Consider the following 15,892-nt stretch of genomic DNA (forward strand, 5'->3'; position numbering starts at 1 on the left):
GTCGCGATGACCGGGCCCGTTCTCGTGTACCCCCGACTGGATTCGAACCAGCGACCTTCTGCTCCGGAGGCAGACGCTCTATCCACTGAGCTACAGGGGCAGTGCTCGTCGTCGGCGGCCTCGGGAGACCCCGCGGCGTGAACCTGACAACGACAGGTGAGCCTACCAGCGGATCGCGGCAACGCTGAATCGCCTACGCTGGGGCGGATGACTGGTGGAGGGCGACCGTGAGCGACAGACCGCGCGACGACGAGCAGGGGACCGACCGTGGTTCGGTCGACCCCTACAGCTACCTGACCGCCGGTGGTCAGGAGGGTGCGTCCTACCTTCCCGGCGACGTCGCCGCCGAGCGTGCCGCGGCCGCCCCGGCGCCGGGTGAGCCCGCCCCGACCGCGCCGTCGGACGACCTCGACGTGTCCGTGGGCATGACGCGCCGCGAGCTGCGCGAGCTGCGCCTGCGCCGCGCCCAGCGGGCCGCGCAGGACGAGTCCTCCGAGGCCCCGGAGCCGGTGGCGGCTGCGGCCGAGCCGGAGATCGCACGGTCGCAGGAGGACGACGGCGACGCCGTCCCCGCACAGCTGAACGAGGACCGCACCGCCGTCCTCCCGATCGTCCCCGCGGGCTACCCCTCAACGACGACCACCGCAGCGTCCTCGACCGAGGGGTCCTCGACGGACGCGGGCTCCCCGGAGCTCGGCTTCGGCGTCCCGGCCAGCTCGCCCGCGCCGTGGGGCAGCTCGGCCACCACCGACGGCTCGCCGACCGACCGCTCGACCACGGACGACGCTCCCGCCGACGGCGCCGCGGCCCTCGCCCCGGGCTGGCACGACCCCGCGGCCGGCCGGAGCCGGCGTCGACTCCCGCTGATCATCGCCGCGGTCGTCGCCGTCGTGGTCACCGCGGTCGTCGCGATCGTGCTGCTGCTGAACCGCGGCGGCGACGGCGGCGAGGAGCCCACCACGGCGCCCACGACGGCGGAGGCCGAGCCCACGGGGCTCGCGGCGGTCCTCCCGACCTCCGTCTCGGGCGGTGAGTTCTCCGAGGAGGGGGCGACGGGGGTGACCTACTCCCTCACGGCCGACGGGCTGGTGCCCAACACCGCCGCGCCCGCCGGGTCGACCGAGTCGCTCGTCGGGGTCTACGCGGGTGGCGTGGAGGACATCACGCTCACCGGGTCGACGTTCGCGACGACGCAGGAGGCGCTCGACGCCGCGACCGCCGAGTCGGCCGCGCTCGGCACCCCGCTCGAGACCGGCGTCGTCTTCCCCGACCAGAACATCGGCACCTACTGGGCCTACAACAACGACGGGCTCGTGACCTACCTCTGGCACGACGGCGAGTCGGGCCTGTACACGGTCGTCTCGGAGAGCCCCGAGGACGCGCTCGGTTTCTACACCGGCCTGGACTTCTAGATGACGGCGATGCCCGCGCCCTGGCCCTCCGGCGCCCGGCGGACCTCGACCGGCGCCGTGGCGATCGCCGGCGTCGACCTGGTCGAGCTCGCGGCGACCGGCACCCCCGTCTACGTGCTCGACGAGCACGACATGCGCGGCCGCGCCCGCGCCTACCGCGACGCCTTCGCCACGGCCTCCGCCGAGGTCGGGACCGAGGTCGACGTCTACTACGCGGGCAAGGCGTTCCTGAGCACGGCCGTCGCCCGCTGGATGCACGCCGAGGGGCTGCGGATCGACTCCGCGACGCTCGGCGAGCTGACGACCGCGCTCCGGGCCGGCGTGCCCGCCGCCGACATCGGCCTGCACGGCAACAACAAGTCCGACGAGGAGATCGAGCTCGCCCTCACGAGCGGCGTCGGCCGCCTCGTGCTGGACTCGCTCCCCGAGGTCGCCCGCGTCGCCGACGCCGCCGCCCGGCTGGGCGTCCGCGCCCCGGTGATGGTGCGCGTGACGACGGGCGTCCACGCCGGCGGGCACGAGTACATCTCCACAGCGCACGAGGACCAGAAGTTCGGGCTGTCGATGGCGTCGCCCGACGGTGAGGACTCCCCGGCCGTGACGGCCGTGCTGGCGGTCCTCGAGCGCACGGAGCTCGACCTGCTCGGGCTGCACTCGCACATCGGCTCCCAGATCCTCGACCCGGCGGGCTTCGGCGTGGCGACGCGCGCCGTGATGGGGCTGCGGGCGGAGATCGCGCGCCGCACGGGCGTGCTGGTGCCCGAGCTCGACCTCGGGGGCGGTTTCGGCGTCGCCTACCTGCCCGGCGAGGTCCCGCTGGACCCGGAGCGCGCCGCGAAGGAGATGGTCTCGGCCCTGGCCGATGTCGGCCGCGAGCTCGGCACCCCGCTGCCGCGCCTGTCGATCGAGCCCGGCCGCTCCGTCGTCGCGCCGGCGGGGATCACGCTCTACACGGTCGGCACGGTGAAGCCGGTGCGGACCGAGGACGGCACCGTGCGCACCTACGTCGCGGTCGACGGCGGCATGAGCGACAACATCCGGCCCGCGCTGTACGGCGCCGCGTACCACGCCGAGATCGTCTCGCGCGTCTCGGAGGCGCCGGGCACGCGCTGCCGCGTGGTGGGCAAGCACTGCGAGAGCGGCGACATCGTCGTGCACGACGTCGAGCTGCCCGCCGACGTCGCGGCCGGCGACCTGCTCGCCGTCGCCGTCACGGGGGCCTACGGCCGGTCGATGGCGAGCACGTACAACCTCGTCCCGCGCCCCGGCGTCGTCGCCGTGGCCGACGGCGTGGCGACGCCGATCGTGCGCCGCGAGACCGTCGAGGACCTGCTCGCGCTCGACCTCGGCTGAGCGGGTCGAGGGCGCGAGGCCGTCCGCCCCTGGGACACCCGCTCGGTCCACCCGCGTCGACCCGTAAGGTTGGCGCACCCCCGCCCGGCTCCCGAGGAGATGCAGTGCCAGTGCTCGACGCGCCCGAGGGTGCCCCCGATCTCGCGATCGCCGTTCTCGGGTGCGGCACCGTCGGCACCCAGGTCGTCCGACTCCTGACCGAGCACGCCGACGACCTCGGCCGGCGCATCGGCCGCGGGGTCCGCATCTCCGGCGTGCTGGTGAGCGACCTCGACAAGCCCCGCGACCCGGCCGTGCCGACGGCGCTCCTCACGACCGACGCGAGCGCCCTGATCGAAGGGGCCGACGTCGTCGTCGAGCTCCTCGGCGGGACGACGACGGCGCGAGACCTCGTGCTCGCGGCCCTCACCTCGGGCGCGAGCGTGGTCACGGCGAACAAGGCGCTGCTGGCGACCTCGGGTCCCGAGCTCTACGCCGCGGCCGACACCGCCGGCGTCGACCTCCTGTTCGAGGCGGCCGTCGCGGGTGCCGTGCCGGTGGTCCGAGGCGTGCGCGAGTCGCTCGCGGGTGACCGCGTGCAGCGCGTGCTGGGCATCGTCAACGGCACCACCAACTTCATCCTCGACGAGATGACCACCGGCGGGCTCGACTTCGACGTCGCGCTGACGCAGGCGCAGGACCTGGGCTACGCCGAGGCCGACCCGACCGCCGACGTCGACGGTCACGACGCGGCCGCCAAGGCGGCGATCCTCGCGTCGCTCGCGTTCCACACCCGGGTCGCGCTGGCCGACGTCGCGTGCGAGGGCATCCGTGAGATCACGGCTGCCGACATCGCGGCCGCGCGGGAGTCCGGCGGCGTGATCAAGCTGCTGGCCGTCGCCGAGCGCGTCCCCGCCACCGCCGACCGCGGTGAGGCCGTCGCCGTCCGCGTCAACCCCGTCATCCTCCCCACCGCCCACCCGCTGGCCGGCGTCGGGGGCGCCTACAACGCCGTCGTCGTCGAGGCGGAGGCCGCCGGCCGTCTGATGTTCTACGGCGCCGGGGCCGGCGGTGCGCCGACGGCGAGCGCCGTGCTCGGCGACATCGTCTCGGCCGCGCGTCACCGCACCCACGGGGGCCGCGCGCCGGCCGAGAGCGCGTCCGCCGCCCTCCCGCTGGCCGGACCGGCCGACGTCGTGGCCCGCCTGCAGATCCGCCTGCTGGTCGACGACCGCCCGGGCGTGCTCGCGCAGGTCGCGACCGTCGTCGCCGAGCACGGCGTCTCGATCGAGTCGGTGCGCCAGCAGGTCTCGGACGAGGGCGCCGCCGTCCTCGCCGTCGTCACCCACGAGGCCGACGAGGCCTCGCTCGCCGCGACCGTCGAGGCGCTGCGCACCGCCGACGGCGTGCGACGAGTGCTGTCGGCCCACCGCGTCGAGCGCGCCTGAGACCTGATCACACGAGGAGAGAACCATGGCCCACCAGTGGCGAGGACTGATCGCCGAGTACGCCGACTTCCTGCCGATCGAGCCGGGCGAGCCCACGGTCACGCTCGGTGAGGGCGGCACGCCGCTCGTCGAGGCACCCGCGATCTCGGAGCGCACGGGGGCGCGCGTCTTCCTCAAGGTCGAGGGCGCGAACCCGACGGGCTCGTTCAAGGACCGCGGCATGACGATGGCCGTCTCGAAGGTGGCCGCCGCCGGGGGAGCGCTCGTGCTGTGCGCCTCCACGGGCAACACCTCCGCCTCGGCCGCCGCGTACGCCGCCCGTGCGGGCCTGCCCTGCGCCGTCGTGCTGCCCGCCGGGAAGATCGCCGCGGGCAAGCTCGCGCAGGCGATCGTGCACGGCGCCACGCTCGTCTCGCTCGAGGGCAACTTCGACGACGGTCTGCGCGTGGTGCGCGAGCTGGGGCAGCGCCCCGACGTCGCGCTGGTCAACTCCGTCAACCCGTACCGCCTGCAGGGCCAGAAGACCGCGGCGTTCGAGATCGTCGACGCGCTCGGTGACGCCCCGGCGATCCACGTGCTCCCCGTCGGCAACGCCGGCAACATCTCCGCGTACTGGATGGGCTACCGCGAGTACGCGGCCGCCGGTCTGGCGACCCGGACCCCGCAGATGTGGGGCGTGCAGGCCGACGGCGCCGCGCCGTTCGTCAAGGGTGAGCCGGTCGAGAACCCCGAGACGATCGCCACCGCGATCCGCATCGGCAACCCCGCCTCGTGGGGACTCGCCGTCGCCGCGCGCGACGACTCCGGCGGCCGGATCGACGCCGTCGGCGACGCCGAGATCCTCGACGCCCAGGCGCTCATCGCCCGCGAGGTCGGCGTGTTCGTCGAACCCGCCTCGGCAGCCTCGGTCGCCGGCCTGATGGCGCGCGCGGCCGCGGGCGAGGTCCCGCAGGGCGTCACCATCGTGTGCACCGTGACCGGCAACGGCCTCAAGGACACCGCGACGGCGCTCGGCGACACGCCGATCGACCCCGTGGTCGTCCCCGCGACGACCGCCGCGGTCGCGGACGCGCTCCGCCTGATCTGAGGAGCGACGCCATGAGGATCGCCACGGACTCCGTGCGGGTGCGGGTGCCCGCCACCAGCGCCAATCTCGGCCCCGGCTTCGACGTGTTCGGGCTCGCGCTGGGCCTGCACGACGTCGTCGAGGTCCGGGCCACCGCCGGCGCCACGCGGACGACGGTCCGCGGCGAGGGGGCCGGCACGGTGCCCGAGGGCGAGGAGCACCTCGTGGTGCGCGCCCTGCGCACGGGGCTGGAGCTGGCCGGGGCGCCGCAGGTCGGGCTCGACCTGACCGCGTTCAACCGCATCCCGCACGGCCGCGGCCTCGGCTCGTCGGCCGCCGCCGTCGTGGCCGGGCTGGTCGCGGCGCGCGGGCTGATCTCCGAGCCCGAGGCGCTCTCCGAGCAGGTGATCCTCGACGTCGCGACCGAGTGGGAGGGACACCCCGACAACGCGGCTGCCGTCGTGCTCGGGGGAGCGACGCTCGCCTGGACCTCTACCCCGGCCGACGCCGACGCCGCTCCGGTGGTCGAGGCGGTCCGGCTCGAGGTCGACCCGACCCTGGTGTGCACGGTGCTGATCCCGACGACGGAGCTCGCCACCACGGTGGCGCGCTCGGTCCTCCCGGCGACGGTCCCGCACGCCGACGCCGCCTTCACCGGTGCGCGCACGGCGCTGCTGGTTCTGGCGCTGGGCGGACGTCGCGAGCTGATGATGGCCGCGACCGAGGACCGGCTCCACCAGCCCTACCGCCGGGACGTCCTGCCGGACTCCTCGGCGCTCGTGGACGCGCTGCGGCGGGCCGGGCTGCCGGCCGTCATCTCGGGGGCGGGTCCGACGGTGCTCGTCCTGGGCGAGCTGCCCGACCGGGTCGAGGCCGCCGTCGTCGCCCAGGGGTGGCGCGCCATGAAGCTGCCGGTCGACCACGCGGGGGCCGGCGCGGTGTAGAGTGGCGGTGCACCGCGCGGCATCCCAGCGCACGACCACCGTGGTCACCCCTCCCCGATCGCCCTCCCTGTGGAGCCGATCGGGAGGACGACCGCCCGTGGCTGCATCTGGATGGCAACCAGACGCCCCCGACCTGGCCTACCGGTGCGGACGATCCGACGCCCCGTCCCTGTGGACGCGTTGGTCCCCATCTCTCCACGACATCGCGTCACCCCGACGCACCCGCAAAGGACACTCGTGACAGACACCACCGACTCCACCGCCACCCGCGGTGGGTCCCTCAGCACCCTTCGCCTCGCCGAGCTGCAGCAGCTCGCGAGCGGGATGGGCATCTCCGGCACCTCGAAGATGCGCAAGGGCGACCTCGTGACGGCGATCCGGTCGGCACGTGGGGGCGACGGCGCCTCCGCCGGCCGCGAGCGCGCGCCGCGTGCCGCCGCCGCTCCGGCCGCCGAGCAGGCGCCGGCATCGGCTCCGAAGGAGTCCGCCCCGGCACGCGCCGAGCAGCCCGCACGCGCCGAGAAGTCCGATCGCGCCGAGCAGTCCGCGCGTGGCGAGCAGCCGGCCGAGTCCGGCGGCGAGTCGCGTCGTGGGCGCAACCGTCGCGACCGCTCCGGCGGCGGCGACGCCGAGCAGGCCCCGGCCGCGCAGAACGACCGCGGCGAGCGGACCGAGCGCAGTGAGCGCACCGACCGCAGCGCCGGCGAGCAGTCCGACGGCGCCCCGCGCCAGGGTCGCCGCCAGCGCGACGGCCAGCAGCGTGAGGGCCAGGGCAACCGCCGGCCCGCGCTCGACGACATCAAGCTCCCGGAGCCCCGCAGCGAGGACGCCGCCCCCAGGGGCAGCGCGGCCAGCAGGGCGGCGGCCAGAACGGTCAGGGCGGTCAGAACGCGCAGGGCGGCAACCGTCAGCGCCAGGCCGAGCAGCGTCAGGCCGACGCCTACGACGACGAGCCCGGCGGCCGTCGTCGTCGCGGCCGCGACCGGTTCCGCGACCGTGACCGTGATCGCAAGCAGAACCGCCGCGGCGGCCGCGGCGAGGCCCCGCTCACCTACGACGAGGTCGAGCTGTCCGACGACGACGTGCTGGTCACCGTCGCGGGCGTGCTGGACATCGCCGACAACTACGGCTTCATCCGCACCTCGGGCTACCTGCCCGGGTCGGACGACGTCTACGTCCCGCTCGCGCAGGTCAAGAAGTACAGCCTGCGTCGCGGCGACGCCGTCACCGGTGCGATCCGCGCCCCCCGCGAGGGCGAGCAGCCCAGCGGCGGGCAGGGCAACCGCCAGAAGTTCAACGCGCTGGTCCGCCTCGACACGGTCAACGGCATGCCGCTGGAGAAGGCGCGCAACCGCCCCGACTTCAGCAAGCTGACGCCGCTCTACCCGCAGCAGCGGCTGCGGCTCGAGACCCAGCCGCAGGCGATCACCGCGCGGATCATCGATCTCGTGTCGCCGATCGGCAAGGGCCAGCGCGGCCTGATCGTCGCGCCGCCCAAGGCCGGCAAGACGATCGTCATGCAGCAGCTCGCCAACGCGATCACGACGAACAACCCCGAGGTCCACCTCATGGTCGTCCTCGCGGACGAGCGTCCCGAGGAGGTCACGGACTGGGCCCGGACCGTCAAGGGCGAGGTCATCGCCTCGACGTTCGACCGTCCGCCGTCCGACCACACCACCGTCGCCGAGCTCGCCATCGAGCGCGCCAAGCGTCTCGTGGAGCTGGGCCAGGACGTCGTCGTGCTGCTCGACTCGCTCACGCGTCTCTCCCGCGCCTACAACCTGGCGGCCCCGGCCTCCGGGCGCATCCTCTCGGGTGGTGTGGACGCCTCGGCGCTCTACCCGCCGAAGAAGTTCTTCGGTGCGGCGCGCAACATCGAGCACGGCGGCTCGCTGACGATCCTCGCCTCGGCGCTGGTGGAGACCGGTTCCAAGATGGACGAGGTCATCTTCGAGGAGTTCAAGGGCACCGGAAACATGGAGCTTCGCCTGTCGCGGCACCTGTCCGACAAGCGCATCTTCCCGGCGATCGACGTCAACGCGTCCGGCACCCGTCGCGAGGAGATCCTCGTGGCCGCCGACGAGCTCAAGATCATCTGGAAGCTCCGCCGCATCATGGGTGGCCTCGAGCAGCAGCCCGCGCTCGAGCTGCTCCTGGGCAAGGTCCGCGAGATCCCGACGAACGCCGAGTTCCTCATGACGGTGCAGAAGACGACGCCGTCGGTCCCCGACCAGAAGAACGAGCTGGTCGGCTGACGCACCGGTCACCCGATCACCCGGGCCTCACGGCCTGATCACGACGGCGGGGCGCCCCTTCTGCGGAAGGGGCGCCCCGCCGTCGTCGTGCTCGCCGACGGTGACCGGGGCTGCAGGTCTGGCCCAACCCTCACCCGCCTCAGACGGCGGAGCCGGAGTGGAAGGCGTTGCTCGTGAGCCGCGGGAGCGCCGACCAGGGAGGCGTGAACCTGGCACGCCCGCCCTCGAGCCGGACGGTCCAGCCGGCCTGGTGCACGAGGTGGTGGTGGCCGGAGCACACCAGCACCGCGTTGTCGGTGCCGGTGCTGCCGCCGAGTGCCCAGTCGACGATGTGGTGACCCTCGCACCAGCTGGCCGGGATCGTGCAGCCGGGGAAGGCGCACCCCTTGTCGCGGGCCGTGAGGGCGCGACGCATCCAGGCGGGGACGAGGCGGTTGTCTCGTCCGACGTCGAGGATCCGACCCGTGGTGCCCAGGACGACCGGGATGAGGTCGGCGTCGCAGGCCAGTCGTCGGACGAGGGTGAGGGGAACGGGTCCCGCGTGCGGGAGGTGGGCGAGGCCGCCGGGCGGTGGCGACGGCGGTGGTGCTGACGAGGGCACTGGCGGAGGTCCGGGGGACGGAGGTCGGGACGGCGGTCTGATCGCTGCGGGACCCCGGCGCACGGAAGCGGGAACATCCTCCTCGTGCACCACCAGGGCCCGGGGATCGGCGCTGCTGCCACTGCCGTCGCCACTGCAGCCTCCGCCCGACGTGCTCGCTGCGCCGCCGGTGAGGTGGCCGATCCGATCGCCGTGACCGACGCCGTTCAGACCTCCGAGCAGGTCGGAGAGCTGCATGGTGACCATGACCTGCGTGGGCGCGCCGCCGGTCCGGGGAAGATCGCCGCTGCGCAGGGCGGCGCCGCAGGCGGACAGCAGGGCGTCGAGCATCCGCGCGGCCCGTGACCGGGTGTCGGACGCCATCGCCTGCCGATCGATCTCGTTCAGGACGGTGGCGTCCGTCGACTCTGTCGTATCGGTGCCGTCCGTGCCGTCCGTGCCGTCCGTGCCGTCCGTGCCGTCCGTGGCGCCGTCGCCCGGCCCATCCGCGCCCACCGTCGCGCGGCGCGGGTTCGTCGCCGTGTCGAAGATCGTGGTGAGGACCTCGCGCTGGAGCTGGTCGACGATGAGCTTGATCGTGGTGAGGCCGTTCCGGGTCGTGCCGACGAAGGCGCCCCGGCGGTGGTCGGTCTCGTCGGGGGCCGGCCCGTCGGGATCGATGAGGACGATGGCGCGGTCGGCCAGCCGTCCGAGGCTGTCGGGATCGAAGGTGAGCGCGTGCTCGGCGAGCGTCTCCTCGACCGCTCGGGCGGCCTCGGGCCCCGCGACCTGCTCCGCCCTGGTGCTCGCCCGGGCCACGTGCCGAGCCGCGTCGCCGCTGACCTCGCCGATCACGGCTCCCACGTGCTCGAGCCGGGGCGGCAGCGTCTCGCCGCCGAGGGTCGTGCGTGACAGGACCTGGTGGGCGAGCCTGATCCGGCGGGAGGCGTCGGCCCCCGAGATCCGCAGTCGGGTCCGCAGCAGGTCCCGCCCGGTGCGGAACGGCGACCTCGACCGTGCGGTCGCGCAGTCGTCGCGGCCCGCCGCGCCGGTCTCGGTTACCGCCGTGAGGCCCTGCCCGGCGTGGTCCACCAGGGCGGAGCTGCCGGTCGGGGCGGGCGCGGCCTCGTCGACGGCGCGGGCGACCAGGAGGCGGAGGTGGTCGACCTGGCGACCCAGGACCTCGACCGCCTCGGCGAGCTCGAGGGCGACGTCGTGCGTCGCGCCGGCGAGGTCGCGGGTCAGTGCGGCGACGGCGTCCAGCGCGAGGTCGTGCGCCGTGGCGAGCACAGCGTCGCTCGTCCCGGCAGCCGCCGAGATCGCGGCGGCAGGAAGGTGAGCGGGAGCCGCTGCCCCCACCGTCTCTCGCCGCTCCGTGCCCATGATCCATTTTCTCGTACGCGCGTTCGAGAAACAAGAGTCTGTGTCCACAGATGTGGCGAGATTCCGCGCCTGCGGGCGTCGCGCGCGCCGGCTGGGGACAGTCCGCGACGCCGCCAACCAGGTGATCTCCCTCACCCGGGGCCGGACGCCCCCGCGGGATCTGGCAGAATATCCCGTTGGCTCCCGGTTCACGCCCCGTGCACTCCGTCTCGGCGACCCGGTAGCACCCCTAATGAGGAGGACTCCATGAAGAGCGGTATTCACCCCGAGTACGTCGTCACCGAGGTGACGTGCACCTGCGGCAACACCTTCACCACCCGGAGCACCGAGAAGTCGGGCAAGATCAGCTCCGACGTGTGCAGCGCCTGCCACCCGTTCTACACGGGCAAGCAGAAGATCCTGGACACCGGTGGCCGGGTCGCGGCGTTCGAGCGTCGCTTCGGCAAGAAGGCCGCCAACTAGCGACCTCGACGAGCGCCGGCACCCTTCGGGGGGCCGGCGCTCGTTTCGTCTTTTCCGGGCCTCACCACCCGGCACCACCCCGCACAACCGCAAGGAGCTGTCGTGAGCGAGGACTTCGCCGTCGTGAACGGACTGCTGGACGAGTACGCCCAGCTGGAGAAGGACCTCGCCGACCCCGAGCTGCACGCCAGCCCCGGCCGGGCGAAGAAGGTCGGCCGGCGCTACGCCGAGCTCGGCCGCGTCGTCGGGGCCTACCGCGCCTGGCACTCCGCCGTCTCCGACGCCGGGGCCGCCGCCGAGCTGGCCGACGAGGACCCCGACTTCGCCGCCGAGCACGCCGAGCTGCTCGCGAAGGTCGCCCCGGCGGCCGAGACGCTGCGCCGCGTGCTCGTGCCCCGCGACCCCGACGACGGCCGCGACGTCATCCTCGAGATCAAGGCGGGGGAGGGCGGCGAGGAGTCGGCCCTGTTCGCCGGTGACCTCCTGCGGATGTACATGCGCTACGCCGAGCGCCGCGGCTGGTCGACCCAGATCATCGAGGCCACCGACTCCGCGCTCGGCGGCTACAAGGACGTCCAGCTCGCCGTGAAGTCCAAGGGTGGAACGGCGCCCGAGGACGGTGTCTGGGCCGCCCTGAAGTACGAGGGCGGCGTGCACCGCGTCCAGCGGGTTCCCGTGACCGAGTCGCAGGGTCGCATCCACACGTCCGCCGCCGGCGTCCTCGTGCTGCCCGAGGCCGACGACGAGGGCGAGGTCGAGATCGACGGGAACGACCTCCGCATCGACGTCTTCCGCTCCTCCGGCCCCGGCGGCCAGAGCGTCAACACGACCGACTCCGCCGTACGCATCACCCACCTGCCCACGGGCATCGTGGTCTCGATGCAGAACGAGAAGAGCCAGCTGCAGAACCGCGAGGCCGGCATGCGCGTGCTGCGCGCCCGCATCCTGGCCGCGCGCCAGGAGGAGGCCGCCGCCGCCGCCAGCGAGGCCCGCCGCAGCCAGGTCCGCACGGTCGACCGCTCCGAGCGCATCCGTACGTACAACTTCCCCGAGAACCGCATCGCGGACCACCGCACGGGGTACAAGTCCTACAACCTCGACACCGTGCTCGACGGCGAGCTCGACGCCGTGATCGCCTCCGCCGTCGAGACGGACGAGGCAGCGCGGCTGGCGGCGGCGGGGGACCAGTGACGCCCGAGCTGCGCGCGATGGTGCGCGGCGCGAGCGAGATCCTCGACGAGGCGGGCGTGCCGTCCGCCGAGCACGACGCCCGTGCCCTGGCCGCGTACGCGCTCGCCGTGCCGCACCTCGCCTACGCGCCGTCCGAGCTGCCCGACGACTTCCGCGCCGAGTTCGCGGAGCTCGTCGACCGGCGACGGCGGCGCGAGCCGCTCCAGCACATCGTCGGCCACACGGTGTTCCGCCACGTGACGCTGCGGGTCGAACCGGGCGTCTTCGTGCCGCGCCCCGAGACCGAGGTCGTCGCCCAGCACGCGATCGACGCCGCCGTCGCCGTCGTGGCGACCGGACGCGACCCGCTCGTCGTCGACCTGTGCTGCGGCGCCGGCGGGATCGCCGTGTCCGTCGACGTCGAGGTGCGCGCCAGCGCCGTCGTGGCGGTCGACGCCTCGCCCGAGGCCGTCGCCCTGACCCGTCACAACCACGGGGCCGTGGGCTCGAGCCCGCTGCGGGCCGAGGTCGGCGACGTCCGCGACCCCGCGCTGCTCGCCGACCTCGACGGCACCGTCGACGTGCTCGTCTCCAACCCGCCGTACATCCCGCCCGACGCCGTCCCGACCGAGCCCGAGGTGCGCGACTTCGACCCCGATCTCGCGCTCTACGGCGGGGGCCTCGACGGGCTCGAGGTGCCGCGCGCCGTCGTGCTCGCCGCCCGCCGCCTGCTGCGGAGCGGGGGAGTGTTCGTGATGGAGCACGCCGAGGTGCAGGCCGAGGCCGTGCGCGAGATCACCGCCGCGGCGGGGTTCGTCGAGGTCAGCTCGTTCGAGGACCTCACGCACCGTCCGCGGGGTGTGCGCGCCGTCGCTCCCTGACTGCTCGCTCCGCCATCCGCCGTTCCCGCAACCGCCACCAGCGGTACGCCCACCAGCCCAGCACGATCCCGACGGCGTCGGCCGCGAGATCGGTGACGTCGCCGCTGCGGTCGGGCAGCAGCCAGTGCTGGACGACCTCGCTCGCGACGGCGTTGATCGCGACGCCGACGAGCAGCCACCGCGCGGGGACGCCGGCCAGCAGGCCGGTGAAGGTCAGCGCGGCGAACGTCGCCACGTGGCCGAGCAGGTCCAGGCGCAGCGACGACGGCGGTCCGGGGACCGAGGGCGCGTACATCGTGGCGAGGTTGACGGCCAGCGCGCCACCGAACAGCGCCCAGCGGATCGCACGGGGAGGCCGCGTCGGAGATTCCCGACGGCGGAGGGCCGGGTCCGATCGGTGGCTGCCACGACCCGAGCCTGCCACGCGTGGCAGGATCGGGGCCGTGACCATCCTGTCGTGCACCCCCGCGCAGCGCTCCGCGAACATCGCCGACGCCGCGGGCGTCCTGGCCACCGGAGGACTCGTCGTCCTCCCCACCGACACCGTCTACGGGATCGCCGCCGACGCGTTCGACCCCGACGCGGTCGCCGCGCTGCTGGCCGCCAAGGGCCGCGGTCGGCAGATGCCGCCCCCCGTGCTCGTCGCCTCCGCGACCATGCTCGACGTGCTCGCCGTCGGCGTCCCCGCGTCCGCCCGGGCCCTGGCCGAGGCGTTCTGGCCCGGAGCGCTGACGATCATCGTCCGCGCCCAGCCGAGCCTCACGTGGGACCTGGGGGAGACGGCGGGGACGGTCGCGCTGCGGATGCCCGACCACGAGGTCGCGCTCGACCTGCTGCGCACCACCGGTCCGCTCGCCGTGTCCTCGGCCAACCGCACGGGCCAGCCCGCCGCGACGAACGCCCAGGACGCCGTCGCCCAGCTCGGCGCGCGCGTGGCCCGCTACCTGGACGACGGCGAGGCGCCCGGCGGGCAGTCCTCGACCATCGTCGACGCCACGACGGCGCAGCTGACGATCGTCCGCGAGGGTGCGATCGGCCGGGAGCAGCTCGCCGCCGTCGTGCCGCACCTGCGCACGGTCGTGGCGGAGCCGACCGCGGAGCCGACCGCAGAGCCGACCGAGGAGCCTGCCTCCGCACCGACGGCGGCCACCGACGCCCCCCGGCAGCAGCCCACCGACGCCGTCGACGACGTCGCTCCGCCCGCCGACGAGGCGCGCGGGTGAGGATCTACCTCCTCGTCATTGCGCTCGCGGCCGCCGTCACCTTCGTGGCGACCCCGCTCGTGCGGGTGCTCGCGCGTCGGGTGAACGCCGTGACGCCGCTGCGCGAGCGTGACGTCCACGAGGTCCCCACACCCCGGATGGGCGGGGTCGCGATGCTCGTCGGCTTCGCCGTCGCGCTCCTGGTGGCCTCGCGCACGGAGTTCCTGGGCGAGGTCTTCACCGTCTCGCCGCAGGCGTGGGCGATCCTCGGGTCCGCGGTGCTGATCTGCCTGCTCGGGGCCGCCGACGACATCTGGGACCTCGACTGGATCACGAAGCTGGTCGGACAGGTGCTGTGCGCCGGCCTGATGGTGTGGCAGGGGGTGCAGCTGGTCACCCTGCCGCTCTTCGACTCGATCGCGATCCTCTCGCCGAACATGCTGCTGGCGATCACGCTGCTGATCGTGCTGGTGGCCATCAACGCGGTCAACTTCGTCGACGGTCTCGACGGTCTCGCCGCCGGGCTGATCGCGATCGGTGGCGGCGCCTTCTTCGTCTACAGCTACCTGCTGACCGTCTCGACCGACGAGGCCAGCTACGCCAACCTCGCGACGCTGATCATCGCCGCCGTGGTCGGCGCGTGCCTGGGCTTCCTCCCGCACAACTTCTTCAAGGCGTCGATCTTCATGGGGGACTCCGGGGCGATGTTCCTCGGGCTCACGCTGTCGGCCGCCGGCATCATCGTCACCGGCAACATCGACCCGGGGGCGAGCGCACAGCTCACGGAGTTCGTGGCGCTGCCGGCGTTCCTGCCGATCCTGCTGCCCGTCGCCGTGATGCTCATCCCGCTCGTGGACCTCGTGTTCGCGGTCGTGCGACGCATCGCCGCCGGCAAGTCGCCGTTCGCCGCCGACGGGAGGCACCTGCACCACCGGCTCATGGCCCGCGGCCACTCGCACCGCCGCACGGTGGTGATCCTCTACGCCTGGACGACCGTGTTCGCGTTCGGTGCCGTCGCCCTGGCCTTCCTGCCGCTGCAGACGGTCCTGATCGCCCTCACGGTGGCGGTCGTCGTCGGGATCGTGCTCACGGTCGTCCCGCTGCCGGTCCGGCGCTCGTCGCACCGCTCGCGCCACGTGAAGGGGCCCGAGGCGCGTGAGAAAGTAGAGCCGTGACCGACTCACCCGCCGCCCCGTCCTCGCCGGCCCCGTCCTCGCCGGCCCCCGCCTCGCCGGCCCGCTCCGGCCCGCCCACGACGCTCCGGGCCGTCCTCGCAGGGATCCTGCGACACGTGGCGGTCGTGACGGCCGCCGTGACCGTGCTGGGAGCGGTCGTCGGCCTGCTGACCTCGGGGACGCCCGGGCTGTGGGGCGCGCTCCTCGGGGGCGTGGTCGGCATCATCTTCTGCCTGACCACCGTCGTCACGATGCTCGTGAGCGAGGGCCGGTCCCCGCAGTTCCTCGCCGTCGCCGTGCTCGGTGGCTGGCTCGCGAAGATGATCGTGATCGTCGCGCTGCTGATGGTCCTGCGCGGGTTCGACTTCTACGACCGGTACGTCCTCGCGGGCACCCTCGGGGTGATCGTGATCGCCTCGCTGGTGGTCGAGATGCGCGCCGTGACGTCCGCCCGCGTGCCGGTCGTGGAGCCGCGGGCACAGGATCGCCACGAGCTCTCCTGATCATCCGGTAGGCTTCACACAGACCTGCAGCTCCGCATGGAATCAGCACGGCAGGATGCGTTGTCGCATCCTTGCTGGG

Annotated in this window: 13 protein-coding genes, 1 tRNA gene and 1 pseudogene; 12 read left to right on the forward strand and 3 right to left on the reverse strand. The window is 73.9% G+C overall.

The window, feature by feature from the left end; genetic code table 11:
- Positions 1-27: 27 nt before the first annotated feature.
- A tRNA-Arg gene (locus C8046_RS17495) sits at positions 28-100 on the reverse strand.
- 127 nt (positions 101-227) lie between these two features.
- Between C8046_RS17495 and C8046_RS18210 the strand changes: the two genes are divergently transcribed.
- The 6 genes and pseudogenes from C8046_RS18210 (at position 228) to rho (ending at position 8,457) form a co-directional block, all read left to right on the forward strand.
- Entirely contained in the window at positions 228-1,412 is a 1,185-nt protein-coding gene (locus C8046_RS18210) for a hypothetical protein (RefSeq protein ID WP_146197216.1), read from the forward strand.
- Positions 1,413-2,765, forward strand: a complete 1,353-nt coding sequence (gene lysA, locus C8046_RS17505; RefSeq protein ID WP_109230545.1) for a diaminopimelate decarboxylase — start codon at positions 1,413-1,415, stop codon at positions 2,763-2,765.
- Positions 2,766-2,875: 110 nt separating this feature from the next.
- Positions 2,876-4,192 carry a homoserine dehydrogenase gene (locus C8046_RS17510; RefSeq protein ID WP_109230546.1) on the forward strand — a complete coding sequence of 439 codons (1,317 nt, stop codon included), beginning with the start codon at positions 2,876-2,878 and terminating at the stop codon, positions 4,190-4,192.
- Between the two features lie 25 nt (positions 4,193-4,217).
- Entirely contained in the window at positions 4,218-5,279 is a 1,062-nt protein-coding gene (gene thrC / locus C8046_RS17515) for a threonine synthase (protein ID WP_109230547.1), read from the forward strand.
- An 11-nt stretch (positions 5,280-5,290) separates the two neighbouring features.
- Entirely contained in the window at positions 5,291-6,202 is a 912-nt protein-coding gene (gene thrB / locus C8046_RS17520; protein WP_109230548.1) for a homoserine kinase, read from the forward strand.
- 237 nt (positions 6,203-6,439) lie between these two features.
- Positions 6,440-8,457, forward strand: a pseudogene (gene rho, locus C8046_RS20285) (transcription termination factor Rho).
- Between the two features lie 139 nt (positions 8,458-8,596).
- On the opposite strand, the gene C8046_RS19625 reads toward rho, so the two are convergent.
- Positions 8,597-10,327 (reverse strand): HNH endonuclease signature motif containing protein, encoded by a 1,731-nt coding sequence (locus tag C8046_RS19625; RefSeq protein WP_235866389.1) that lies wholly within the window; start codon positions 10,325-10,327, stop codon positions 8,597-8,599.
- 339 nt (positions 10,328-10,666) lie between these two features.
- On the opposite strand from C8046_RS19625, the gene rpmE reads away from it, so the two are divergent.
- The 3 genes from rpmE (at position 10,667) to prmC (ending at position 12,933) form a co-directional block, all read left to right on the forward strand.
- Entirely contained in the window at positions 10,667-10,882 is a 216-nt protein-coding gene (gene rpmE / locus C8046_RS17535; protein WP_109230549.1) for a 50S ribosomal protein L31, read from the forward strand.
- A gap of 102 nt (positions 10,883-10,984) precedes the next feature.
- Positions 10,985-12,073 carry a peptide chain release factor 1 gene (prfA, locus tag C8046_RS17540; protein WP_109230550.1) on the forward strand — a complete coding sequence of 363 codons (1,089 nt, stop codon included), beginning with the start codon at positions 10,985-10,987 and terminating at the stop codon, positions 12,071-12,073.
- Complete coding sequence (prmC, locus tag C8046_RS17545; RefSeq protein ID WP_235866390.1) at positions 12,070-12,933, forward strand: peptide chain release factor N(5)-glutamine methyltransferase; 864 nt, start codon at positions 12,070-12,072, stop codon at positions 12,931-12,933. Before prfA ends, prmC begins: the two co-directional genes overlap by 4 nt.
- Here the strand turns inward: prmC and C8046_RS17550 are convergent.
- On the reverse strand, positions 12,893-13,228 hold the full coding sequence (locus tag C8046_RS17550; protein WP_109231031.1) for a VanZ family protein: 336 nt from the start codon (positions 13,226-13,228) through the stop codon (positions 12,893-12,895). The two genes, prmC and C8046_RS17550, sit on opposite strands and share 41 nt — an antisense overlap.
- Before the next feature lie 139 nt (positions 13,229-13,367).
- Between C8046_RS17550 and C8046_RS17555 the strand changes: the two genes are divergently transcribed.
- Genes C8046_RS17555 through C8046_RS17565 form a run of 3 tightly spaced genes read left to right on the forward strand, consistent with a single transcriptional unit; the run spans position 13,368 to position 15,813 of the window.
- Positions 13,368-14,156 (forward strand): L-threonylcarbamoyladenylate synthase, encoded by a 789-nt coding sequence (locus tag C8046_RS17555; protein WP_419183581.1) that lies wholly within the window; start codon positions 13,368-13,370, stop codon positions 14,154-14,156.
- Entirely contained in the window at positions 14,153-15,310 is a 1,158-nt protein-coding gene (locus C8046_RS17560) for a glycosyltransferase family 4 protein (RefSeq protein ID WP_109230552.1), read from the forward strand. The genes C8046_RS17555 and C8046_RS17560 overlap by 4 nt, the downstream gene beginning before the upstream one ends.
- Positions 15,307-15,813 (forward strand): hypothetical protein, encoded by a 507-nt coding sequence (locus C8046_RS17565; protein ID WP_109230553.1) that lies wholly within the window; start codon positions 15,307-15,309, stop codon positions 15,811-15,813. The genes C8046_RS17560 and C8046_RS17565 overlap by 4 nt, the downstream gene beginning before the upstream one ends.
- Positions 15,814-15,892 lie beyond the last annotated feature (79 nt).

This window comes from Serinibacter arcticus (genome assembly GCF_003121705.1).
Lineage (GTDB): Bacteria > Actinomycetota > Actinomycetes > Actinomycetales > Beutenbergiaceae > Litorihabitans.

What these genes read in the sequence shown, in the direction of transcription:
- lysA (WP_109230545.1), top strand. Translation starts at nt 1,413, where the DNA reads ATGACGGCGATGCCCGCGCCCTGGCCCTCCGGCGCCCGGCGGACCTCG.
- C8046_RS17550 (WP_109231031.1), bottom strand. Translation starts at nt 13,228, where the DNA reads ATGTACGCGCCCTCGGTCCCCGGACCGCCGTCGTCGCTGCGCCTGGAC.
- thrC (WP_109230547.1), top strand. Translation starts at nt 4,218, where the DNA reads ATGGCCCACCAGTGGCGAGGACTGATCGCCGAGTACGCCGACTTCCTG.
- thrB (WP_109230548.1), top strand. Translation starts at nt 5,291, where the DNA reads ATGAGGATCGCCACGGACTCCGTGCGGGTGCGGGTGCCCGCCACCAGC.
- rpmE (WP_109230549.1), top strand. Translation starts at nt 10,667, where the DNA reads ATGAAGAGCGGTATTCACCCCGAGTACGTCGTCACCGAGGTGACGTGC.